The organism is Arcicella rigui, from assembly GCF_034929435.1.
Classification (GTDB): Bacteria; Bacteroidota; Bacteroidia; order Cytophagales; family Spirosomataceae; genus Arcicella; species Arcicella rigui.
In genome coordinates this window covers 1-25,201 of the sequence record NZ_JAYFUM010000007.1, presented here as the reverse complement: position 1 = coordinate 25,201, position 25,201 = coordinate 1, and the positions used below count along the sequence as shown (strand labels likewise).

Genomic DNA, 25,201 nt, shown 5'->3' with positions numbered 1-25,201 from the left:
TTGACCGAGTATTTTCAATGAAATTACTTGGTCAATTTTGGGTTCGCCTTTCGTGCGTTACAGATAATGTACAAAATTTGTTATTTTTCGGGAAATTATCAAAGAAAGTATTCAATCAGTTGTAATATTCTGATAATTCATTCTTTGGGAATACTTTTGATGAACAAATACATTCCTGCAAAAATAAAAACCAAAGAGCAACCTACCGCAAACCAAGGTGTTTGAGTACCTACTTTTTCGTCGAGCCATCGTCCTAAAAAAACGCCACTGGCTATCGTTACGAGCATCTGCGTACCTGCTCCCATATAACGCATATACTTATTGTCATTGGGTGAATCTTGTTTCATGGCTTAAATGGTTTTTTAGCTGTGAGTTGTTAGCTTTGAGCTATGAGCTGTTAGCTTTGAGCTTTGGATTATAGCCTTAGTTAATAATATAAGCTCAAAGCTCAAGGCTTACAGCTCATAGCTCAAAGCTAACAGCTAACAATAATTACAAAAATATGCCTACAACACAAAATTGATACTAATTTTACGTAAAGTTGCGTTTCTTTTAGCAGTTGAGCATTAACATTTCTTATGAATAAACTATTTATTTTTTTTTGTGTCGCTTGTATCAGTGGAGGCTTGTGGGCTTGCTCGCAATATAGCAATGCTCCTTTGAGTGTTGGCTTCCATAATGTGAACGCTAAATTCAATGCTCTTTTCCAAGCAAATATCAAATTCAAAGAAGCTCAACAAACTTTATTTAATAATCGCCAAGATAATTTTGATGAATTACTCTCTATTCTGATTCCTATCGACTCTTCTTCTGCTCAAGCGGTTGGCGAACAACTCAATTCTGTTATTAAAAAAGCTTCTTTAGTAGTAGAAAGACATCAAAATTCTAAATGGATTGATGATGCCTACGTACTTATCGGCAAGGCTCGTCTAATGAATGAAGACTACAAAAACGCTATCGAAACCTTCAAGTTTGTAAATACAAATGCTGAAAATAACGATGCAAAAGATGCGGCTTTGATTGGACTCATGCGTGCTTATACTGAAAAAAAAGAGTTTCAAACGGCTCTAAGAGTAGCCGAAATTTTACGTGAAGAACCACTCAATCAAGAAAATACCATTCAGTTTTATTTGACAAAAGCTTACTTGCATCAATTAAAAAAAGAGTACAAAACTTCTGTTGCCATTCTGGAAGAAACCTTGCCGTTGATGCCCAAAAATGAAGAAAAAGCAAGGTTATTTTTTGTAGTTGGACAAATGTATGAGCTACTCAATAACAAAACTCTTGCCGCTTCCAATTACAAGGCTGTGAACAAAAATCGCCCTAATTATGATTTAGGTTTTCATGCCCGACTCAATCAATATGCCATGATTGGGCAAAGTAATAATTTCCAAAAAATGCTCAAAGACCCAAAAAACAATGATTTACAAGATAAAATCTATGTGTCGATGGCAATGGCGGAAATCAAAAAAGAGAATTTCAAATTGGGTTTAGAACGCCTAAAAGCGGCTGTTCGGACAAACCAAAACCCTCAGCAATTACCCTTTACTTACCTTCGCTTGGCTGATGTTTATTACAACAACGTAGGCGATTATGAAATGGCTTACTATTATTACGATAGTACCGCCAGTACGCTTTCGCAACAAGACCCACAGTATAAGCGTGTTGCCGAAAAAAAAAGCTCTTTGGCAGATTTTGTTCAACAAACCAAAATCATCAAAACCGAAGATTCTTTACAGCGATTAGCAAAAATGAGTCCTGAGCAATTAGAGAAAGTACTGGAGAAAGCCTATGACATTCTGCAAAAAGAAAAAGTTGAACAACAAAGAATAAAAGAAACTGCCAACCGAGGCGGACAATTGGACAACAAACGTCCTGTGGCTACTTTTACCGACCCCAACAAACCTACTTGGTATTTTACTAATCCTTTGGCGGTATCGCAAGGCAAAATTGCCTTCGTAACTCGCTGGGGAAATCGAGTATTAGAAGATAACTGGCGTAGAAGTAGCAAAGAAAATATGCTGTCTTTTGATAGCCAAACTAACCCTGCCAACAAAAGTCTAAACAGTAATGTAAGCGAAGGTGGAGGTGACACAAAAGGTAATCAGAACCCATTGGTTGAAAATAGAAAAACAGCCATAGCAGCCCTAAAAGCCAAAATTCCTTTTGCACCCGAAGCACTTTTAGCCTCAAAAAGAAGACAAGAGGAAGCTACTTTTGTATTGGGGAGAATCTACAAACTCAATCTTAATGAACCACAAAACGCTATCATTACTTTTGAGAAATTCCTCAGAGATTTCCCTAATTCTACCCATCAAGCAGAAGTGTATTACTTGTTGTGTTTATTGCACGAAAACAATCCTTCTATTTATACGCAGTACAAAAATCAGCTTTTAGAGAAATTCCCAGAATCATATTTTGCTCGTTTGCTTATCAGAAGTCAAAACGCAAGTTTAAGTACCGATAAAGAATCAGAAGCCCAAAAAATGTACGCCGAAGCCTACAATTATTTTAGTCAGAACGACTACGAAGACGCTTACAGTTTTGTAGAAACAGCCTTGAAAGACTACCCCAACAGCCAAATTGAAGATAAATTTATTTTCTTGAAAGCCGTACTTTTAGCCAAGACCAAAGACCTTCAAACCTACAAAACCGCTCTCGAAAACTTCATTGTTGATTACCCCAAAAGCCAGCTAATTCCTTTAGCTAAGGAAAGATTATTAGCCGCAGCGACTCAGAAGTAAACCTAATTTCATATTGTGGAAATTAAATCACCATTGCAGAAGATTGTTTCTGCATTGTGTAAAATGTAATTGTCTCTGAGGAAAAATATTTATGAATTGTGGAAATTAAATCGCCATTGCGGAAGTTTATTTCTGCAATGTTCAATATGAAACCGCCTCTGAGGAAAAATATTTATGAATTGTGGAAATTAAATCACCATTGCGGAAGACTATTTCTGCATTGTACATAATGAAACCGCCTCTGAGGAAAAATATTTATGAATTGTGGAAATTAAATTGCCATTGCGGAAGATTATTTCTGCATTGTACATAATGAAACTGCCTCTGAGGAAAAATTAATTACCCTTGTAAAAATCATCTACCCCAAAAAACCTTCTTGTCCATTTCCGAACAAAAAGTGTATCGTTATCGTACACTTTTCAGCACAAGACACAACACAAACACTTCATTATCAAATACTTAACTTTTTGGCATTATCTTGTTAATAAAAATAACCAAACAGAATAGATACTTAATGAAACACATCTAATCTTATTAATTTCAATACAATGGATAGAGTAATCGAAAAAAAGAAATGGTCAATGAAACGCATTCTCCCGTGGGTGGGTGGCGTAGCAGTAATTGGACTCATTGCTGCAAGTTATTTCAGCACCACAGGCAAAAGCAAGCTGAATGTGGAAGAAGATAAAATCATGATTTCGGAAGTAAGCAAAGGAAGCTTTCAGGAATTTATTCCCGTAAACGGAATTGTAATGCCTATCCAAACCATTTACTTAGATGCCCTTGAAGGCGGTAGAGTTGAAGAGCTTTTTGTTGAAGACGGAGCTATCGTGAAAAAAGACCAGCCATTAATTAAATTATCAAATACCGACCTCGAACTGGATTTAGCCAACCGTGAAACCTCTGTTTTTCAATTAATTACCCAAATGCAATATACCCAAAACTTGGCTCGTGAAAACACCATTCGTCAGCAAGCCAATTTAGCGGATATTGATAATGCCCTTGCAGAAGCCAAACGAGTATATGAATTGAATAATCGTTTGCACAAAGAGAAAGTGATTTCAGAACAAGATTATCGCTCATCTCTAAACCTATATAATTATAACCTCCGCCGTAAATCATTGATTGAAAAAACCTTAAAACAAGATTCAATCACGACGGCAACACAATTAACACAAATGAAAGAAACCGTAGCTCGCACGCAAGAAACCTTGAAATTGATGCGTAAAAAGGCTTCTGATTTGGTGGTAAAAGCACCCGTTGCAGGTCAGCTTACTTCAAGAAATGCTGAAATCGGTGAAAACAAAGTACGTGGTGTAAGATTAGGACAAATTGATGTACTCAGCGGTTTTAAAGTTCGTGCTGATATTGACGAACATTATATTTCAAGAGTATTCATCGGTTTGACGGGTGACTTTACTATCTCCGATAAAACTTATAAACTCCGTGTGAAAAAAGTGTATTCACAAGTAACCAACGGTAGATTCCAAGTAGATATGGAATTTGTGGGAACGCCTCCAAGTGATATTCGCCGTGGACAAACGCTTCAAGTTCGTCTTTCATTAAGCGACCAAACGCAAGCAGTTTTATTAGCAAAAGGTGGTTTTTATCAACAAACTGGCGGAAACTGGATTTTCAAAGTAGGCGAAAACGGACAGAAAGCTTATAAAGTAGATATTCAGTTAGGTCGCCAAAACCCTGAGTTTTATGAAGTATTAGAAGGCTTAAAACCGGGCGACAAAGTAGTGACATCAAGCTATGAAAACTACGGAGATATGCAGGAATTGGTGATTAAGAAGCAGAAGTAGCTTTTTAGCTGTGAGCTTTTTTAGCTGAGAGCCTTGAGCTGTGAGCTATGAGCTATGAGCTGTGAGATTTTAGTTAAGAGCTTTGAAATTACTTAGTGTAAATAAAAAAAGTTCATTGCTCAAAGCTGATAGCTCAAAGCTACGAGCTATGAGCTGTGAGATTTTAGTTAAGAGCTTTGAAATTACTTAGTGGAAATTAAAAAAGCTCATTGCTCAAAGCTGATAGCTCAAAGCTACGAGCTATGAGTTGTGAGATTTTAGTTAAGAGCTTTGAAATTACTTACTTAGTGTAAATAAAAAAAGCTCATTGCTCAAGGCTGATAGCTCAAAGCTACGAGCTATGAGTTGTGAGATTTTAGTTAAGAACTTTGAAATTACTTACTTAGTATAAATAAAAAAAGCTCATTGCTCACGGCTCGTAGCTCAAAGCTGATAGCTTATAGCTCACAGCTAAAAAGCTACAAAAGCTTCGCTCCATATCCATAAATCATTTTTCTGATTTCGTTAATTTTTTTATTTAAAGATAAAAAAACTACTGAATCAATATAGTTTAAGTCTTTCGCTAAAAGCAATTGATATTCTAATTCGGAAGCTGAGCCTTTAGCAATAGTAAGAAAACGGTTGAAGTCAATATTACTTTCTCGACCACAGCCTTCGGCAATATTGGTTGGAATAGAAGAAGAAGAACGTCGCATCTGGCTTACAAGTCCATAGAGTTCATCTTTCGGAAACAGGGAAGTAGTTTTATAAATTTCTAAAGTGAGTAAATGGCTTTTTTGCCAAACTTGTAGTTTCTTAAAATCTCTCATTGTAGTATATTTTAGCGTTGAGCTACGAGCCTTGAGCTGTGAGCAATGAGCTTTGAGTTATAAAAAAGCTGATAGCTCAAAGCTCATTACTCAAGAATAAAAGATAACAACAATTTACTCAAAAACCTAAATCAAAAGCTGAAAAAAACTATAAAAAACTCAAAGCTCATTGCTAAACACTAAAAAGATATTACAAAAAAACAAAAGCTAAAAACTCAAAGCTCAAGGCTCATAGCTCAAAACTAAAAACTCATAGCTCAAAACTAAAAAATCATAGCTCACGGCTCAAAGCTCAAAGCTAATAAATCCTAAAAACATGCTTAAAATAACAGACTTAGAAAAAATTTACCGTACTGAAGACATCGAAACGGTTGCATTGAATAAGCTTTCATTAGAAGTAAAAACTGGCGAGTTTGTTGCCATTATGGGGCCTTCGGGTTGTGGTAAATCTACTTTATTAAATATCATCGGAATGTTGGATGATGCTGAAAAAGGTAGCTTTATGTTCAATGGTGAAGAGATTATCCATTTCAACGAACGCCGCCGTGCCGACCTCCGCAAACGCAATATTGGTTTCGTTTTCCAATCATTCAACTTGATTGACGAGCTAACAGTATATGAAAATGTAGAATTACCATTGTTGTACTTGGGCGTAGATGCTACCGAACGTAAACAAAGAGTAGAAGCAGTTTTGGAAAAAGTACAAATCATGCACCGTAGAAACCACTTTCCACAACAATTATCGGGTGGTCAGCAACAACGTTGTGCGGTAGCTCGTGCGGTTGTGAATAATCCAAAATTAATCTTAGCCGATGAGCCAACAGGTAATTTGGACTCTACCAACGGTAACGAAGTAATGCAATTATTAACCGAACTCAACGAAGCTGGCACTACCGTAGTAATGGTAACGCACTCTGAACACGACGCACGCTTCGCCCACAGAATCATCCGCCTTTTGGATGGAAAAGTGGTGATGGAAAATATTTTAGGATAAAAGCTGTGAGCTATGAGCCCTGAGCTTTATGAAAAGCAGACTGCAAATATCTAAGAATAAAGAAAATATATAAAAAGCAAAGAAGCTAAAAGCTCATTGCTCACGGCTCAAAGCTCATCGCTCACAGCTAAACAGCTATCAAAACCTTTAAAACCATGCTAACCAATTATATAAAAATCGCTTTTCGTAATCTTTTGAGAAACAAAAGTTATGCAATCATTAACATTGCAGGTTTGTCTTTGGGGCTTACTTGTGCCATGTTGATTTTTGCTTTAGTTCGCTACCATTTCAGTATTGATAAACATCATAGCAAATATGAAAATACTTATAGAATTGTAAGTGAATTTGTTTCAAGAGAAGGTGGTGAAAATTTTCATTCTCCGGGTGTTCCTTATCCTTTGGGAAAAGCTGTTTTGACGGATTATCCTACTATCGAAAATCTTTCGATGACTGAATTGGCAGAAGATTATTTCGAGGCTATTCCTTCGGCAAATGGCGAAGACAAAAAATTTAAAGAAACATTAGAAGGTGCGTTCGTTGAACCTTCTTTCTTTAAAATTTTTGATTATGAATGGGTTCAAGGTGGTTTTGAGGAATTAAAAAACCCTAATACAGTTGTTATCAGCGAAAAAAATGCTTTGAAATACTTCGGCTCAACGGATGTTATCGGTAAAATCATCAAACACAATGGTCGTTTGAGCCTTAAAATCGTTGGCGTTTTCAAAGATTACAAAGACAATACCGACTTTGGCTACGAAGTAATGCCTTCATACTCCAGTTTGAAAGAATATTATGGTTCTATCAACGATAATTTCGGGAGTACCAATAGCAGTACTCGTTGTGTAGTTTCATTAAACGAAAAATTTACCAAAGCTAATTGGGACAAACTAATGCCAGCTTTTGTAAAAAAATATCGTCCAGATGAAGCGAAATATATTCACTATGTCATGCAGCCGTTGAAAGAAGTTCACTTTTCAGAAGACTATGGCGGCATCAACAAAAACCTTATTTTATCACTCTTTGCGATTGGTATTTTCTTAATTATTACAGCAAGTATCAACTTCGTCAATTTAGCAACGGCTCAGGCTTTGAAACGCTCTAAAGAAGTAGGTGTTCGCAAAGTTTTGGGAAGTTCAAAAGCACAATTGTTTTGGCAATTTATGGCAGAAACAGCCATGATTACGATAGCTTCTTTGTTGATTTCAATTGTATTATTTCAATTTGGTGAGAAAATCGCTCGTGAGTACTTGAACGGAGCTTTCAAATTTACTTTCTATTTCGATGCCTCTGTTATCTTGTATGTTACGCTTATTATTCTTGCTGTTATCGTACTTTCTGGAGCGTACCCAGCTTTGGTATTAGCAGGTTTTCAGCCTGTAATGGCATTGAAAGGCAAAATTTCAACACAACAAGTGGGTGGTTTTTCTGTAAGAAGAAGTTTGGTAGTAGTTCAGTTTGCCATTTCGCAAATGCTAATTATTGGCATGGCAGTAGTGACAAGCCAATTATCGTATTTCCAAAATAAAGATTTAGGTTTCAAAAAAGAATCTATCTTAACCATTAGTCTTCCTTTTATGCCGAAGCAAGATGTTGTAAAAATGAATACCTTCAAGAATTTGGCTTCGGCTGTTCCTGATGTAGAAAAAATCAGTTTTTCAATGTCGGGGCCTCCACAATCTGGTTGGGTAAATAGCACAAGTTTAAGATTTGATAATCGTGCAGAAGACGAAAAATGGAGTACTCAAGCCAAAAGTATTGATGCCAATTATTTAGATTTATATGGTATCAAATTGGTAGCAGGTAGAAATCTCTTTCCTTCTGATTCTATCAGAGAAGTAGTTGTTAATGAAGCTTTTGCAAAAAAGCTTAACTTCAAAGACCCCGCAAAAATTATCGGTAGAAAGATGGATGCAAGAGGCAGAAATGTAGAAATCGTAGGCGTAGTAAAAGACTTTCACCAACAGTCGCTCGCCCAAACGATTGAACCTTTATACATGACAACCTTAGCGACCAATTACTATTTTGTTAATGTTAAATTACGTTCGGCTAATTTTCAAAAAGTAATCAAAACTTTAGAAAAAAGCTTTAATCAAGTATATCCAGAAAGTTACTTCAATCATCAATTTGTGGATGAAGCCATTCAAAGAGCCTATGAAGAAGAAGAAACCATGGGCAAACTTATCAACTTCTTCGCTTTGGTTGCCATTTTGATTGGCTGTTTGGGACTTTACGGTTTGGTGTCGTTCATGGCAGCACAAAAAACCAAAGAAATCGGTATCAGAAAAGTATTAGGAGCAAGTATTGGAAATATTTTAGTGATGTTCGGAAAAGAGTTTGCACAACTTATCATCATTGCTTTTGTGATTGCTGCACCTGCTGCTTGGTGGATTATGAACGCTTGGTTACAAAACTACGAGTACAGAATCAGCATTGGCGTTGGCATATTCGCTTTGTCGATTTCTATTACTATACTCATTGCTTCATTTACGGTTGGTTATCAATCCATCAAAGCAGCGTTGGCAAATCCAGTGAAAAGTTTAAGAACAGAGTAAAAGCCTTAAGCTGTGAGCAGCGAGCAATGAGCTTTTAGCTCACAGCTCATTGCTCACAGCTGACAACTAAAACCTAAAAAACATGTTAAAGAATTATTTTAAAATTGCTCTTAGAACCTTGTTGAGAAACAAAGCTTTCTCGGCAATTAATATTGTTGGTCTTTCGGTGGGAATGGCCGTTGCGATGCTTATTGGGCTTTGGATTTTTGATGAAATTTCTTTTGATAAGTATCATCAAAAATACGACCGTCTGGCACAAGTAATGCAAAACCAAACTTGGAATGGCGTTACGGGTTCGCAAACGGCGATGCCCTTGCCTTTAGCACCCGAATTAAGAGCTAAATATTCGGGAGATTTCAAAAATGTAGTATTGTCTTCTTGGACTTTTGAACATATTTTGGCTGTGGGCGACAGAAAATTTACCAAAACTGGTAATTATGTAGAACCTAAATTCCCAGAAATGTTTACCTTCAAAATGTTGAAGGGTTCGCAAAAAGGCTTGAAAGATCCCTACTCTATTCTTATTTCAGAATCGGTTGCAACGGCTTTGTTTGGTGATACTGACCCGATTAATAAAATCGTAAAAGTAGATAACAAAACCAACGTAAAAGTAACAGGCGTTTATGAAGATTTACCACATAATACTACCCTCAATGAAGTAACTTTTGTATTGTCTTGGGAAATGTATTTGGCTACCGAAAGTTGGGTAAAAAACTCGCAAGACCAGTGGAATAATAACTCATTTCAAACTTTTGCAGAACTAAATCCAAATGCAGATTTTGATAAAGTATCCGCAAAAATCAAATTAGTAAAGTTTAATCACGACAAACAAGATGCTGCTAAACCAATGGTTTTCTTGCATCCGATGAGTAAATGGCATTTATATTCTGAATTCAAAGATGGTAAAATCTCTGGCGGACGTATTCAGTTTGTATGGTTATTTGGCATTATTGGCGTATTCGTTTTGCTGTTGGCTTGCATCAACTTTATGAATTTGAGTACCGCTCGCTCTGAAAAACGTGCGAAGGAAGTAGGTGTTCGTAAAGCCATCGGCTCGGTTCGTTCTCAATTAATTACTCAGTTTTTAAGCGAATCTTTACTCATTGTAGTGTTTGCTTTTGTACTTACGCTTTTGTTGGTAACGCTTACTTTGCCGTGGTTCAATGAATTATCAGATAAAAAAATGTCCATTCTTTGGACAAATCCCTATTTCTGGATACTCAGTATTTCATTTTCATTGATTACAGGTTTAATTTCTGGAAGTTATCCTGCATTTTACTTGTCCTCTTTCGACCCAATCAGAGTACTCAAAGGTACTTTTCGTGTAGGAAGATTTGCCGCCGTTCCACGTAAAGTATTGGTAGTAATTCAGTTTACAGTTTCGGTTACTTTAATCATCGGAACGATTATCGTTTACCGCCAAATTCAACACGCTAAAGACAGACCCATCGGTTATAGTCGTGATGGATTGATTGCTATCACCATCAATACTCCCGAATTGGTTGGTCATTACGATGCCCTTAGAAGTGATTTATTAAAAACTGGAGCAGTCTATGAAATGTCGCAATCGTCAAGCCCGACTACTGGTGTGTATTCAAATCAAATCGGTTTTAATTGGGAAGGCAAAGACCCGAATCTACAAGCATTGTTTGGCGTAATTGCCGTGACGCATGATTATGGCAAATCGGTAGGTTGGAATTTTGTAGAAGGAAGAGATTTTTCAAGAAGCTTTTCAACCGATACTTCTGGAATGGTATTAAACGAAGCCGCTGCCAAGTTTATCGGGATGAAAAATCCTGTTGGGAAAAATATCAATTGGAACGATAAAAATTACCGCATCGTCGGCGTCATTAAAAATATGGTGATGGAATCGCCCTACGAACCCATTAAACCAACAATATTTTTTATCAATTATGGTTGGGCAAATATTATCAATGTTAAGTTGAATCCTGCCATGAGTGCCTCCGCTTCTTTGGAAAAAGTAGGCGAAGTATTTAGAAGATACAATCCGGGCAGTCCGTTCGACTATAAATTTGCCGACGAGCAATACGCTCTAAAATTCAGTGGCGAAGAACGTATCGGTAAATTGGCTACATTCTTTGCTTGCTTGGCGATTTTTATTTCTTGTTTGGGCATTTTTGGTTTGGCATCTTTCACGGCTGAACAACGCACGAAAGAAATTGGAGTACGAAAAGTACTGGGTGCATCGGTATTCAATTTATGGCAATTACTTTCTAAAGATTTTGTGGTTTTAGTAATGATTTCATTCTTAATAGCCACGCCAATTGCCTATTACTTTATGAATGGCTGGTTGAAAAACTACGAATATCGCTCAGAAATTTCATGGTGGATTTTCGGAATATCAGGCTTAGGTGCGTTGATTATTACTTTACTAACCGTAAGCTATCAAGCCGTAAAAGCTGCTTCGGCTAATCCAGTGAAGAGTTTAAGAACAGAATGATTCGATTTGGGATTGGGGATTTCGGATTTGGGATTTAAAAAAATCACCGAAATCCGAAATCTCAAATCCTTTAGTCCTTTAGTCCTTTAGTCCTTTAGTCCTTTAGTCCTTTAGTCATCAATCCTAAAGTCCAAACCCATGTTCAAAAATCATTTAAAAATCGCTTTGAGAATTTTGCTCAGAAACAAGATTTACTCTTTCGTTAATATACTTGGTTTGGCAATTGGCGTAAGTGCCTGCTTAGTAATTTATTTACTGGTCAGCTTTGAACTAAGTTTTGAGGATTTTCAACCCGACCGTGAACGGATTTATAGAGTAACTTCTGGTTTCAAAAACCAAGAAGGAGAACATTTTTATAATGCAGGACTATCGTCACCGATGCCTGCTTCTCTTGCACAAGAAATTTCGGGTATAGAGTATTTGGCAGCTTGCCATGTTTGGAGTGCAAAAACATCTTTACCAAACGACAAAAAATACGGTAAAAATCCACCTAAAATCTGGAAAAACGACAATTCAGAAGTATTGGTTTGTCAGCCAGCATATTTTAAAATTTTCAATTACGAATGGCTGGCAGGCAGCCCAAAAACAGCCCTCACTACGCCAAATGAAGTAGTTTTAAGCCAAAGCGAAGCAGAAAAATATTTTGGCAAAATTCCTTTAGCACAAGTATTGGGCAAACAATTATATTTTAATGATTCTTTGGCGACAACCGTAACGGGCGTTGTGAAAGACTTCCCTGTTAATTCTGATTTTAAGTTTAAAAACTTTATTTCTTTCAAAAGTATTGAAACCCAAAATTGGCGTAAAGAATTTCAATTAGACCAATGGACAAATACCAATTCGAGTTCAATGGCTTTTATAAAACTTACTCAAAACACCAAAGAAAGTACTGTAAATGCACAATTTCCTGCTTTTCTAAAAAAACATCTCGACCAAAAAGATGAGTGGAATATTGGCAGAACACTTTCATTACAGCCTTTATCAGACATTCATTTTAGTGATATATTACAAGACAATTTCTCAAGACAAGTACATTTACCAACGCTTTACACATTATTGGGAATCGCTGGATTTTTGCTATTAATTGCCGCCATCAATTATGTTAATTTATCAACCGCCCAATCTATTACTCGTGTGAAAGAAATCGGTGTTCGTAAAGTATTGGGAAGTAATAGAAAAACATTAATAATCCAGTTTTTATGTGAAACATTTATTATCACCACTTTAGCCGTCTTTTTTTCTGTTCTTTTAGTAGAACCTATTCTTTGGGTTTTCAAAGAATTTATTCCGAAAGAATTATCTTTTACTATTTTAAGTCCAAATATTTTAGGCTTTTTAGGCATCATCACGCTTGGTACTTGTGTACTGTCTGGCTTGTACCCTGCTTGGATAATTTCGGCTTATCAGCCCGTTTCGTCTTTGAAAAACCAAGTATCCTCTGGCGGACAAACTCGTACCGCTCTACTCCGTAAAGCTTTGATTACTTTCCAATTTACGGCTTCGCAAGTATTTATTTTGGGAACAATCATCGTGGCTACACAGTCGAAGTATATGCTTAATAAAGACCTCGGTTTTAAGAAAGATGCCATCGTACATTTTTACACAGATTGGAACGAAGTAAACACCAACAAGAAGAATGTTTTGATTCAAAAACTCAAGCAAATGCCTGAAATAGAAATCGTTAGTCTTGGAGAAACTCCTGCAAGAAGTGGCTATTCTACCAACAGGGTAACTTATAAGGAAGGTGGCAAAGAAATTAAAACAGACGTTCATAGAAGAACGATTGATGAAAATTATCTACCGATGTTTGGTATCAAGATTTTGGCAGGAAAAAATATTACCAATAGCGACACTGCCAAAGAATTTATCATTAACGAAACTTACGCAAAAGCATTGGGCTTCAAAAAACCTGAACAAGCGGTTGGACATTTTTTAGTGTATTCGGGCGGAAAAGGAGATTTCAAATTGCCCATCGTTGGCGTAGTAGCAGACTTTCATTTACAGTCATTACACAAAGCCATTCAGCCTTTGTATATGATGTCGGAAACTAAATATGAAACAGCCATCAATGTAAAAATTCATAGCAAAGGTCAATCTTCGGCTGATTTCAAAGGTGTTTTAGCCAAAATTGAAAAAGCTTACAAGGAAATTTATCCTAATAGTTATGAAGAATTTAGTCCGCAGTTTTTTGATGAAAGTATTGCCAAATTCTATGAAAAAGAAGAACGCTTTGCCAAAATTCTCAATACGGCTACGGGCGTTGCTATCTTGATTTCTTGCATGGGTTTATTTGGCTTGGTGGCTTTTACAACCCAACAACGCACCAAAGAAATTGGCATCCGCAAAGTATTAGGAGCTTCGGTAATGCAAATCATGCAATTGCTGTCGAAAGACTTTTTGAAATTAGTCATTTTAGGAATCTTCATTGCTACGCCTATTGCGTATTGGGCGATGAATCAATGGTTACAAGATTTCGCTTATCGCATTAATATTAGTTGGTGGATTTTCGCTTTGGGTGGCATTGCCTCTATCATCATTGCCTTGATTTCTGTGAGTTATCAATCAGTAAAAGCCGCTTTGATAAATCCAGTGAAGAGTTTAAGAACAGAATAATTCGATTTGGGATTTTGGATTTCGGATTTGGGATTTAAAAAAATCACCGAAATCCGAAATCTCAAATCCAAAATCCAAAATCCTTTAGTCCTTTAGTCCTTTAGTCCTTTAGTCATCAATCCTAAAGTCAAGAAAATGTTCAAAAATCATTTAAAAATCGCTTTGAGAATCTTGCTCAGAAACAAGGTTTACTCATTTATCAACATTGCAGGCTTGGCTTTGGGGATTGCTGCCTTTTTGTTGATTTTGGAATATGTAAGTTTGGAAAAAAGCGTGAACCAATTTCACGCCAATTTGCCTACGATGTTCCGACTTTTGAACCAAAACCCTAAAGGAGAATCGTGGGCTCAAGTAGAACCGGGCTGGGCTACGAAAGCACAAGAACGTTTTCCCGAAATCAAAAGTTACTGTCGTGTAGCCGAGAGCGTTGGGCAAGGCGTAGTGAAATATGAAGCAAAAAATATTTCTTTCCGTGAAAAAAATGTAGCCTATTCAGAAAGCAATTTCTTTTCATTTTTTAGTTTCCCACTCATCAAAGGGTCGGCTTCCGCACTACAAAAACCTGATGTTGTTTTTGTAGCCGAATCCGTGGCGAAAAAGTACTTCAACCAAGAAAATCCTATCGGTAAAACGCTTACTTTATATAACCAATTTGGGAAAAAAGATTATTTAGTAGAAGGTGTTTTTGCCAATATGGGCGACCTTTCCGACATTCAACTCGACTTTGTTTTTTCATTAGAAACCCTAAAAAACCCAGCCAACCTCAATGATAACGCTTGGGCAAATCTTACTAATCTGGATTCTCAGTACATTGATACCTATTTTCAGTTAAATCAAAACACTGATTATCTGGCACTTGAAGGTAAACTCAATGTCCTTCGCAAAGAACTTAGCAAAGAAAATGATGATGTTACTTTTCGCTTACAACCTTTTTCGGAAATCCATTTAGCAAGCAGTTTTTCAGATACTTATCCACACAATGGCAATATCAAATATGTGTTTATTCTAAGTGGTATCGCCTTTTTGATTTTGCTGATTGCATGGTTTAATTATATCAACCTAAGTACCGCCAACGCCCTAAAAAGAGCCAATGAAGTAGGTGTAAGAAAAGTAATCGGTGCTACACGCAACAATTTGGTGATGCAGTTTTTGGGAGAATCAATCTTGGTAAACCTTTTTGCCTTTGTCGGAGCTATTTTTCTGGTGACACTTTTACAACCATTTTTCAATGAAATCATTCAGAAAAATCTTTCACTTACTACTTTACTTTCCTCCTCTTTGTGGATAATTGGCTTGGGTTTGTTGATTATTGGTTCTGTCGCTTCGGGCATTTATACTGCTTGGGGCTTGGCGAATTTTAAATTAATAGAAACCCTAAAAGGTAAATTACACAAATCAGCTAAAGGGATTTTCTTGCGTAAATCGCTTGTAGTTACCCAATTCAGTATTTCAATTGTATTGATTATCGTTACGCTGGTTATTTTCAGTCAATTGAAACACATGCAAAACCAAGATTTGGGCATGAATATCAAACAATTGTTGGTGATAAAAGGACCAGAAATTGGGAAAGACAGTACTTTCAAAAACCGAGTAAATGCTTTTGAAAACGATATTGCCAACCTCAATTTCGTGAATGATTACTGTACCAGCGGAAGCGTGCCGAGCAATTGGTATAATTTTACGACGGTTGGTTTTACTTCTGCCAAATCAAAAACTGGCGACGAACAAAAACCTTACTCTTTCGTAACGATTGGACATAAATTTCTAAAAACCTATGATATTCCATTGAAGGCAGGAAGAAGTTTTACCGAACAAGAATGTGACGTGGAATGGAACAACAACAGCAAAGTACTCTTGAACGAAAAAGCTCTTGAGCAACTCGGTTTTAAATCAGCCAACGAAGCTGTAAATACCAAAATCAAATGGGACGAACGCTATTTGGATGTAATTGGCGTAGTGAAAGATTATCATCACAAAGGCTTACAAACCGCCATCGACCCGATGATTTTTTATCCTTTCAATAGTTCTTCGTACTTAACAGTAAAGCTTGCTGGCGAAAATATGAATAGCAAAGTGGCAACTTTGGAAAATGTATTCAAAAAGCATTTTTCAGGCAATCCATTTGAGTTTTTCTTTATGAGCGAAAATTTCAATAAGCAATACGAAACCGAAAGTCAGTACAGTACTTTGTTTACAATGGCTTCGGTTTGGGCAATTTTTATCGCTTGTATGGGACTTTTTGGTTTGGCTACTTTCACGGTAGAATCTCGCACCAAAGAAATTGGGATTCGTAAAATTTTGGGTGCATCTGTATTCAGTATTGTACAATTATTATCAAAAGACTTTTTGATTTTGGTAAGTATTGCCATCCTCATCGCTTGCCCAATTGCTTATTATTTTATGCAGCAATGGCTACAAGATTTTGCGAGCAGAATCAATATTGAATGGTGGTATTTTGCTTTTGCAGGCATTTTGGCTTTGGCAATTGCTTTACTTACCGTTGGTTTCCAAGCCACAAAATCAGCCTTGATGAATCCAGTGAAGAGTTTGAGAACGGAATGATTCGATTTGGGAGTTTTGAGTGCGGAGTGCGGAATATTTTTTGCCGAAATCCAAAAATGAAGATAAGAATCAAGCAAAGATTTTTGAAATAGGTATCTCAATATTCATTACTCTATCTTGTACGATTTGGTCTTCATGGAAAAATTCGTAATGGCTTGGACTATCGTAAACAAAAACGCCTTGAAAATCTGGTACAACAATCCAGCAAGATTTGATACCAAAATTGAAGTAAGGCTCAAGTTTTGAAGTCATGTCTTTACTACTTTGTGATGCTGACTGTATTTCAATAGACAACAAAGGGGCATCTTGGCGACGAGAAGGGTCGTTTTGGAAATCTAAATTTTCAAAAGGATATAATACCACATCAGGAGTAAATGAGTTGGGAGTAGTAGCTAAGGAAACTTCGCTGGCTACTCTAAATTTATCTCTGTAATTGAATTTGATTTCAAAAATCAAATTGGCTTGAATTGCACCATGTAAAAGTGTTGGCATAGGTTTATTCCTTTCTATTTCGTAGTCTGAAAGTTGGGTTTCGGCTATGTTTTCGGCTAATAGTTCCATAATCACTTTTGTTTATTTCAAATATACTCAAAAAGTAAAATCATGATACAAAATTATTTAAAAATCGCCATTCGTAATTTGCTCAGAAACAAGGTGTTCTCGGCAATTAATATCGTTGGTCTGGCTTTGGGAATAGCCACTTGCGTTGTCATTATGCTTTTTGTATATGATGAATTAAGCTACGATAGATTCAACGAAAAAGCAGATAGAATTTTCAGAGTAGTATTTAAAGCTTCTATCAATGATGGAAAAATCAACGAAGCCAACGTGATGCCACCAACGGCTCAGGTTTTGAAAAACGATTATCCAGAAGTGTTAGCCGCTACTCGTTTGCGAACCAGCGGTTCGCCTGAAATTGTTTACCAAAACAAGAAATTCAAAGAACATTCTTTTGCTTCGGTAGATGCCAATTTCTTTGATATTTTTACGTTGCCATTGTTGAAAGGCGATGCTAAAACGGCTTTGCGTGAACCCAACACTGCCGTTATTACACAAGATTTTGCCAAAAAATACTTTGGCGACGAAGACCCAATCGGCAAAGTATTGTTTATCAAAAGTTGGAACGAAAGCTATAAAGTAACAGGACTTATCGACAAAGTACCACACAATTCCCATTTTCATTTTGATATTTTTGGCTCATTGGCTGGCGTAAAAGATGCCCAAGCAGCCTCTTGGATGTCGTCGGGCTATTTTACTTATTTGGTTTTGCCCGAAGGTTTCGACTACAAAGTATTAGAAGCCAAATTGCCACAAGTCATTAAAAAGTACATGGGACCGCAAATACAAACGGCAATGGGCATGAGCCTATCGCAGTTTTTACAGAAAGGCAATCAGCTTGGACTTTTCTTGCAACCACTAACCAGCATTCACTTCGACGAAGGCTACACTGGTACACTTGAGCCAAGCGGCAACATTCAGTATGTGTATATTTTCGGGGCAATTGCCGTGTTTATGTTGCTCATCGCTTGTATCAATTTTATGAATCTTTCAACGGCAGGAGCGTCAAAACGTGCCAAAGAAGTGGGCGTTCGTAAAGTGTTGGGTTCTGTAAAACAAGATTTAATTAACCAATTTTTGTTTGAATCCATCCTTCTAAGCGTCGTTGCATTGCTACTTTCGTTGATGTTGGTACAATTGTCTTTACCCCTTTTCAACGATTTAGCCGAGAAAGATTTACAATTAGATTTCCTCCGAAATCCTCTCCTACTCATTGCATTCTTAGTTTTTGGCTTGTTAGTTGGCGTTTTGGCAGGCAGTTATCCCGCTTTTTTCCTTTCATCGTTCAATCCTGTGGAAGTACTGAAAGGTAAATTCAAATTGGCAGGAAAAAGTATCAGTTTGAGAAGTGGTTTGGTGGTTTTTCAATTTTCTATCTCTATTGCTTTAATCATCGGTACAACGGTGGTGTATCAGCAAATTAAGTTTATTCAAAGCAAAGATTTGGGTTATGCCAAAGACCAATTACTCATCATGCGAAATACTTGGTCGCTGGGAAAAAATGAAGAAGTATTTCGTCAGCAAATTTTACAAGACCCAAGAGTATTAAGCGTAAGCAGTGCGGGCTATTTGCCTGCTGGTCCGAGCGATTCAAATAATTCTTTGGGCTATCCCGACGGCGACGATTCGCAAATCATGCGAACGTTGGAGTACAAAATCGACGAGCAGTATATTCCAACGATGGGCATGAAAATCATTGCTGGACGAAATTTCGCTAAAGATTTTGCCACGGATTCTACCGCCATGATTATCAACGAAACGGCTGCAAAAGCTTTCGGATGGGGTAAAAATGCCGTTGGACATACGATTACTCGCTTAAAAAATAACGATGGATTGAAGTTTACTTACAGAATCATTGGCGTTGTGAAGGATTTTCATTTCAAATCGCTTCATGAAAGTATCACGCCTTTGTTGATGGTTTCTGAAAAAACTTATGGTTTAACCATCAAAGTAAAAGGAAAAGATGTGGAAGGTTTGTTGGCTTCCTTGAAAAATAAATGGCAAAAGTTTAATGTAGAAGAGCCTTTTTCTTACGCTTTTATGGATGAATTATTTGAAAAAACGTACCAAAGCGAACAGAAAATTAGTGTGATTCTAAGCATTTTTTCTGGACTTACCATTTTTGTAGCTTGTTTGGGTTTGTTTGGTTTGGCAACTTTTACGGCAGAACAACGCACGAAAGAAATTGGTGTTCGCAAAGTATTGGGAGCTTCGGTGAGCCAAATCGTTACTTTACTTTCTAAAGAATTTTTAAAATTAGTAATGATTGCCTGCGGTTTTGCTTTTCCGATTGGCTATTGGCTAATGAATAAATGGCTACAAGACTTTGCTTATCGCATTGAAATCAGTGCTTGGATTTTTGTACTGGCTGGCATTTTAGCCCTTTTTATCGCTTTGCTGACGATAAGTTACCAAGCCATCAAAGCGGCATTAGCCAATCCTGTGACGAGTTTACGAACGGAATGATTATCTGAAAATAGTGGAAAAGGCTATTTCAATTCCTGTAACAGGGTCTTTGATAGTACCTTCCGTATAAGTCAATTTTATACCGTCAGAAGTTCTAATCGTAATTAACTGTAATGAAGGAACGATAATCCAAACAGATTTTACGCCTGATGGAAAATAAATATAATTCATTTTATCCGTAAGGTCGGTGGTGGCTTGCTTGGGAGATTGTATTTCAATAGCAATGAGGGGAGGTTTATTGTAAAAAATAATGTCATTCTCCCAGTCGTCTTGCATTTTCGGAAAAACACATACATCAGGCTTGCATTTTACCGAAGAAAGTTCAAGTTCAAGCTCTGGTAAAATATCATATTCATCTTCAAATTGACTCAAAGCGACACTTAAACGATGAATAATTTTAGAATGATTAATTGACATAATATCTTCTGAATGATACTCTTCAATAAAGTCTAACACGGGAGTTTTCATTGAATTATTTTTTATACGAATATACAAAATTTAAAATGTCATGCTACAAAACTATCTAAAAATCGCCATCCGAAACCTCTTGCACAACAAGGTGTTTTCGTTTATCAACATTGCTGGGCTGAGTATTGGTTTGGCTTGCTGTATGTTGATTGTACTTTATACCAAAGACGAAATCAGTTACGACCGTTTCCATAAAAATGTCAACCAGATATACAGAATTACTTCTACCGAAATATCTCCAGATGGTAAAGTAGATAAATACGGCATTACGGGAATGATGCCCGGGCCAACTTTTAAAGCACAATTACCAGAAATTGAAAATTTCGTTCGTCTGCAAGGTGAATCATACAACATCAAAAAAGGCAACGAAATTTTAGTACAAGATGCCTTGAAAGTTGATAGCTCGTTCTTTTCCATTTTTACTTTTGATTTTGTAGAAGGTTCACCCAAAACGGCTTTGAAAGACCCACAATCAGTTGTGATTTCGGAAGAAGTAGCCGAAAAATACTTTGGGAAAGTGTCAGCTTTGGGCAAAACTTTATCAATCAACTATGAAGATAAATTTCAGCCTTTTACGGTGGCTGGAGTAACCAAAAAGTCACCTCAAAATTCATCCATCAAAATAGATTTATTAATGCCTTTTCATCGTGAAAAAAAACATGATGACCAATGGATTAATTTCTATTTAAACACGATTGTAACACTAAAACCATTCGCAAACCCAAAAGCTTTAGAAGCAAAATTTGCCAGTATTTACGCCAAAGAAGCCAAAGGACAGTTAGTTGAAGCCAAAGAAAATTGGAATTTTCAAAATACTATTCAATACGGGTTACAGCCTTTTGTGGACGTTCATCTTTCAACTGAATTTAGAGCGGCCAATGGCTTAAAAGATGATAGTGACCCGATGTACTCTTATGTTTTGATGGGGCTTGCTATATTTTTGTTGGTAATTGCTTGTATCAATTTTGTCAATCTCACGGTAGCCCGTTCTGTGAAAAGAGGGAAAGAAATTGGTATCCGAAAAGTAGTTGGTGGCGACCGCAAACAGTTGATTTTTCAGTTTATGGGCGAGTCTTTTGTGTTGAGTTTGATTGCTTTTTTATTAGCAATTTTTCTGGTAGAACTCACTTTACCAATTTTTAATACTTTAGCCAACAAAGCACTTTCTTTGAAGTATCTTTTTGATTTTCAACTAATTGCTTCGTATTTCTCACTCTTCCTTTTTACAGGATTTTTAGCAGGGCTTTATCCATCATTGGTACTTTCAAGTTTCAGTCCTGTTGATACACTTTATGGTCGATTTAAGTTTTCAAAAGGAAGTTTCTTGCAAAAAAGTTTAGTGGTTTTTCAGTTTTCATTGGCGGCTTTTATGATGATGGCGACGCTTGTACTGCATACTCAATTTGATTTTATGGTTAAGCAAGATTTGGGTTATGACGATAAAAATATGGTAGATGTATCAACGGGCAGAATGACTTTGGATGAAACCCATACTTTCAAACAAGAGCTATTACGAAATCCGTCGATTGAAAAAGTTGCCCCACGACAAAGCGGTTCTTGGAATACGATTGCCAAAGTAAATGGCAAACAGGAAATTATTTTTGCCTTTGATGTGGTAGATGAAGACTATCTTCCTACGCTAAAAATCCCGATGGTTCAAGGTAGAAATTTCTCTAAAGATTTCCCTTCAGATACTGCTCAGTCCATTTTAGTAAACGAAACTTTTGTAAAAGAAGCAGGTTGGAAAAACCCAATTGGACAAACGGTAAACTTCTTTTCAAGTAATAAAACGTATCAGGTAGTTGGCGTGGTGAAAGATTATCATTTCAGTACTTTACATGAAAATATTAAACCCCAACTATTTACTTGTGACCCCAAAAGATCTTCTTTTGCTCAATTGAGTATCAAAATTAAACCGACGGATATTCCAAGTACTTTAAAATTCATTGAAAAAACCTTCAAGAAACTACGCCCAACACAGCCTTATATCTATGATTTTAAAGACCAAAGTAACCAAAAACAATATGAAAAAGAGGCTAAATGGAAGCAAATTATCAGTTTCTCGGCCATACTTATCATCTTTATTTCGTGTATAGGGCTTTTTGGTTTAGCTACACTTTCAGCAGAAAAACGTACTAAAGAAATCGGCATCAGAAAAGTATTAGGAGCAAGTGCCATAGCCATCGTGTCGATGCTGACGAAAGATTTCTTGAAATTAGTATTGGCTTCGGTAGTTTTTGCTTTTCCATTAGCTTGGTGGGCTGCCAATAAATTCTTAGAAAGCTATCCATATCGTATTCAAATAAGTACTTGGATGTTCGCTACGGTATTCGTGCTTTTGGTTTTGATAACCATTCTAACCATTAGTTATCAAGCCTTAAAATCTGCTTTGGCAAACCCTGTGAAGAGTTTACGAACGGAGTAATTTCTTCCAAAATGTTAAAAAAAGTTAAGCTCTATTGAAACGCTGTGATAAGTATTAAGGCTTGATTATCTTCACTTTAAACTAAAAAAATGAAGAAATCATGTTGAAACTCTACTTTAAAATAGCTTGGAGAAACTTATTAAAACGGAAGTTTTATTCTTTCGTTTCTATCTTGGGTTTGTCGGTGGGTATTTCGTTTTCGCTACTGATTGTTACTTATATCTGGGGAGAATTACAGGTAAATGCTGATTTGAAAAATGTTGAAAATCAGTACTTGATTCAAAGCAAATGGAAGAAGCCCGATATTGGTTTAGAAATCACGACGCTTGCTCCGTTGGCAAAAACGTTGAAGGTGAATTACCCCCATTTGGTAGAAAATTATTATGGTTTTGAAGGTTATACTTCTACGATTTCAAACGGCGACAAGGCTTTCAGAGAAGATATTCAAATTGGCGATGCTACTTTATTGAAAATGTATGGTTTTGAGTTGCTTTATGGCGACCGCCAAACGGCTTTAGACCAACCTTATTCAATGGTAATTTCGTCGGAACAAGCCATTAAGTACTTTGGTAAATTGGACTGCGTTGGCAAAAGCCTGACGGTAGAATCAAATGCTGGAAGCAAAAAGAGTTTTATGATTTCGGGGGTTTTAGGAAAAGTAAATACCAATTCGGTAATGAACTTACTTTCTGATACCAGAATTCCGATTTTCATGTCTTTTGAAAGTAGTAAATTCTGGGGAATTGAGAAGTACTTCGCTTGGAACAATCCTTATAATGTTGGCTATGTTGAGCTGAAAAAAGGCGTAAATCCAGCAACGGTTACACAAGTAATGGCGAAACTCATCAAAGCCAATGCACCCGAAAATATCAGTGCCAACCTTCAAGCTTACCTTGTTCCAATGAAAGAGGTTTATCTTGAAGCCAACAACGGTATCGTAAAAAAGACCATTCTTACGCTCTTTTTCGTGGCTTTGTTTATTCTGCTGATGGCAATTGTTAATTTTATCAATATGTCTATCGGCAATGCAGTTACAAGACTCAAAGAAATCGGTGTTAGAAAAATGCTTGGTAGCCAGAAAAAGCAATTAATGCTTCAATTTTTGGCAGAATCCATCTTGATTTCTTTGTTCAGTTTATTGATTTCACTGATTCTTTATGAAGTATTTCAGCCATTTTTCGGACAAATGCTTCACAAGAAAATACCTTCTTTATTGGCGGTTTCACCTTATTTTTATCTTTTTTCAGTACTTTTTTCTGTGCTGATTGGCTTGATTTCGGGTGTTTATCCAGCTTTTATTTTGTCTAATTTGCCTTCCATAGATTCTTTAAAAGGTAAATTGAAATCTATCAAAGAGAATATTTTCCTAAGAAGAGTCCTTATCGTTTCGCAGTTTTCGATTGCTTTGTTTGTTTGTGTTGGGGCAAGTGTGATTAATAAACAGGTCAATTACTTTTTTAACAAAGATTTGGGCTATCAGAAAGAAGCCGTTGTTATATTAAGTGTTCCCCGTGATTGGTCGCCACAAGGCGTTGATAAAATGGAACGCATCCGAGACGAAATGGCAAAACTCAAAGAAGTAAGCCAAGTAAGTTTGTCGTATGATATTCCAGCAGGGCATGGTGGCAACAACAATGCTTTCTATAAAATGGGACAAGATTCTACCCAAGCGGTGTATATTCAGACCATTACAACCGATGAAAAATATGCAGATACTTATCAAATTCCTTTAGTTTCGGGCTTATATTTTCAGCGAAAACAAGAGAGCTTTCAAACTGGAAAAATTGTTGTAAACGAAACGGCTGTAAAAACATTAGGATTTAAAAAGCCCGAAGAAGCCGTCGGTCAGCAAATCAGAATTCATTATTATCCTCAGCCATTTACGATTGTTGGCGTTACAAAAGATTTTCACATTGCTTCAATGCACAAAGCCATTTCGCCTTTGGTGTTTATGAATGTAAGAGATTTCCCTTTTTTCAGGTACTTATCTTTCAAAATTCAGCCGAATAATCTTGCTCAGTCTTTATCAAGTATCGAGCAAAAATGGAAAATATTAATGCCCGGTTCAGCTTTTGAATATACTTTTATTGACGATACCTTACAAAAGTTGTATCAATCTGAAATTCAACTCAAAAAAGCCTCGCAAATCGCCACGGTTTTATCTGGAATTATTGTGCTATTGGGAATTTTAGGAATGGTTTCGATGAGTATTGCTCGCAGAACCAAAGAACTGGGGATTCGCAAAGTATTGGGTGCTTCGAGTATCAGTATCGTCATGCTTTTTCTGAAAGAATTTGTGGTTTTAATAGCCATTGCCATAGTCATTTCCTTTCCACTTGGTGTCATGAGTATGAACAATTGGCTCTCAGCTTATGCTTATCGTATTGATTTAAGTTGGCAAATGTTTGCCACTGTCGCTTTCGGATTCAGCATTATCATTAGCCTTTTTGTATTCTTGCAAACCTTTAAAACGGCTTTAGAAAATCCTGTGAAGAGCTTGAAAACAGAGTGAGGAGTATTGCTTTAGGCTATAGGCTTTAAGCAAATCGTAAAAATCCCTTTATCGTAAGAAATAAACATTTTTGCCTATTGCCTATGGCTTACTGCCTAAAGCAAAATAGCTAAACATGAGTCATCCCGAATTTTGGGCAAAGCTTATCCATAGGATATTGTAAATGGCTATTCTTAATCTGTAAATCGGTATCGAAGTACTTCGGTACCGATTTCCTGTTCTATGACAC

Annotated in this window: 14 protein-coding genes; 10 read left to right on the top strand and 4 right to left on the bottom strand. The window is 36.6% G+C overall.

All coding sequences use genetic code 11. The features are described from left to right. Window positions 1-137: 137 nt before the first annotated feature. Window positions 138-347 carry an AtpZ/AtpI family protein gene (locus tag VB248_RS06320; protein ID WP_323295904.1) on the bottom strand — a complete coding sequence of 70 codons (210 nt, stop codon included), beginning with the start codon at window positions 345-347 and terminating at the stop codon, window positions 138-140. Window positions 348-578: 231 nt separating this feature from the next. On the opposite strand from VB248_RS06320, the gene porW reads away from it, so the two are divergent. Both porW and VB248_RS06310 read left to right on the top strand, forming a co-directional pair. After that, window positions 579-2,744 carry a type IX secretion system periplasmic lipoprotein PorW/SprE gene (gene porW / locus VB248_RS06315; protein ID WP_323295903.1) on the top strand — a complete coding sequence of 722 codons (2,166 nt, stop codon included), beginning with the start codon at window positions 579-581 and terminating at the stop codon, window positions 2,742-2,744. A 581-nt stretch (window positions 2,745-3,325) separates the two neighbouring features. Continuing rightward, window positions 3,326-4,552, top strand: coding sequence for an efflux RND transporter periplasmic adaptor subunit (locus tag VB248_RS06310; protein WP_323295902.1), 1,227 nt, complete (start codon window positions 3,326-3,328; stop codon window positions 4,550-4,552). 458 nt (window positions 4,553-5,010) lie between these two features. On the opposite strand, the gene VB248_RS06305 is transcribed toward VB248_RS06310, so the two are convergent. Next, complete coding sequence (locus tag VB248_RS06305; protein ID WP_323295901.1) at window positions 5,011-5,361, bottom strand: four helix bundle protein; 351 nt, start codon at window positions 5,359-5,361, stop codon at window positions 5,011-5,013. A 316-nt stretch (window positions 5,362-5,677) separates the two neighbouring features. Between VB248_RS06305 and VB248_RS06300 the strand changes: the two genes are divergently transcribed. The 5 genes from VB248_RS06300 to VB248_RS06280 all read left to right on the top strand — a co-directional run bounded on the left by VB248_RS06300 (window position 5,678) and on the right by VB248_RS06280 (window position 16,543). Continuing rightward, on the top strand, window positions 5,678-6,355 hold the full coding sequence (locus VB248_RS06300; RefSeq protein ID WP_323295900.1) for an ABC transporter ATP-binding protein: 678 nt from the start codon (window positions 5,678-5,680) through the stop codon (window positions 6,353-6,355). Window positions 6,356-6,510: 155 nt separating this feature from the next. Further along, window positions 6,511-8,907, top strand: a complete 2,397-nt coding sequence (locus tag VB248_RS06295) for an ABC transporter permease (protein WP_323295899.1) — start codon at window positions 6,511-6,513, stop codon at window positions 8,905-8,907. Window positions 8,908-8,989: 82 nt separating this feature from the next. Next, window positions 8,990-11,368: an ABC transporter permease gene (locus VB248_RS06290; protein WP_323295898.1), complete on the top strand. Its 2,379-nt coding sequence runs from the start codon at window positions 8,990-8,992 to the stop codon at window positions 11,366-11,368. A gap of 138 nt (window positions 11,369-11,506) precedes the next feature. Beyond that, window positions 11,507-13,981 (top strand): ABC transporter permease, encoded by a 2,475-nt coding sequence (locus VB248_RS06285; protein WP_323295897.1) that lies wholly within the window; start codon window positions 11,507-11,509, stop codon window positions 13,979-13,981. 135 nt (window positions 13,982-14,116) lie between these two features. Beyond that, a complete protein-coding gene (locus VB248_RS06280) occupies window positions 14,117-16,543 on the top strand; it encodes an ABC transporter permease (RefSeq protein WP_323295896.1) in 2,427 nt (808 codons plus the stop codon). A gap of 69 nt (window positions 16,544-16,612) precedes the next feature. Here VB248_RS06280 and VB248_RS06275 read toward each other — a convergent pair whose 3' ends face one another. Further along, the gene (locus VB248_RS06275; protein WP_323295895.1) at window positions 16,613-17,104 is read right to left on the bottom strand and encodes a Uma2 family endonuclease; all 492 of its coding nucleotides are present in this window, start codon (window positions 17,102-17,104) and stop codon (window positions 16,613-16,615) included. A 42-nt stretch (window positions 17,105-17,146) separates the two neighbouring features. On the opposite strand from VB248_RS06275, the gene VB248_RS06270 reads away from it, so the two are divergent. Beyond that, window positions 17,147-19,567 (top strand): ABC transporter permease, encoded by a 2,421-nt coding sequence (locus VB248_RS06270; protein ID WP_323295894.1) that lies wholly within the window; start codon window positions 17,147-17,149, stop codon window positions 19,565-19,567. Here the strand turns inward: VB248_RS06270 and VB248_RS06265 are convergent, their stop codons facing one another. After that, the gene (locus VB248_RS06265) at window positions 19,568-20,035 is read right to left on the bottom strand and encodes a Uma2 family endonuclease (RefSeq protein WP_323295893.1); all 468 of its coding nucleotides are present in this window, start codon (window positions 20,033-20,035) and stop codon (window positions 19,568-19,570) included. A 40-nt stretch (window positions 20,036-20,075) separates the two neighbouring features. On the opposite strand from VB248_RS06265, the gene VB248_RS06260 reads away from it, so the two are divergent. Both VB248_RS06260 and VB248_RS06255 read left to right on the top strand, forming a co-directional pair. Further along, window positions 20,076-22,460: an ABC transporter permease gene (locus VB248_RS06260; protein WP_323295892.1), complete on the top strand. Its 2,385-nt coding sequence runs from the start codon at window positions 20,076-20,078 to the stop codon at window positions 22,458-22,460. Between the two features lie 100 nt (window positions 22,461-22,560). After that, entirely contained in the window at window positions 22,561-24,972 is a 2,412-nt protein-coding gene (locus VB248_RS06255; RefSeq protein ID WP_323295891.1) for an ABC transporter permease, read from the top strand. The last annotated feature ends 229 nt before the right edge of the window (window positions 24,973-25,201 follow it).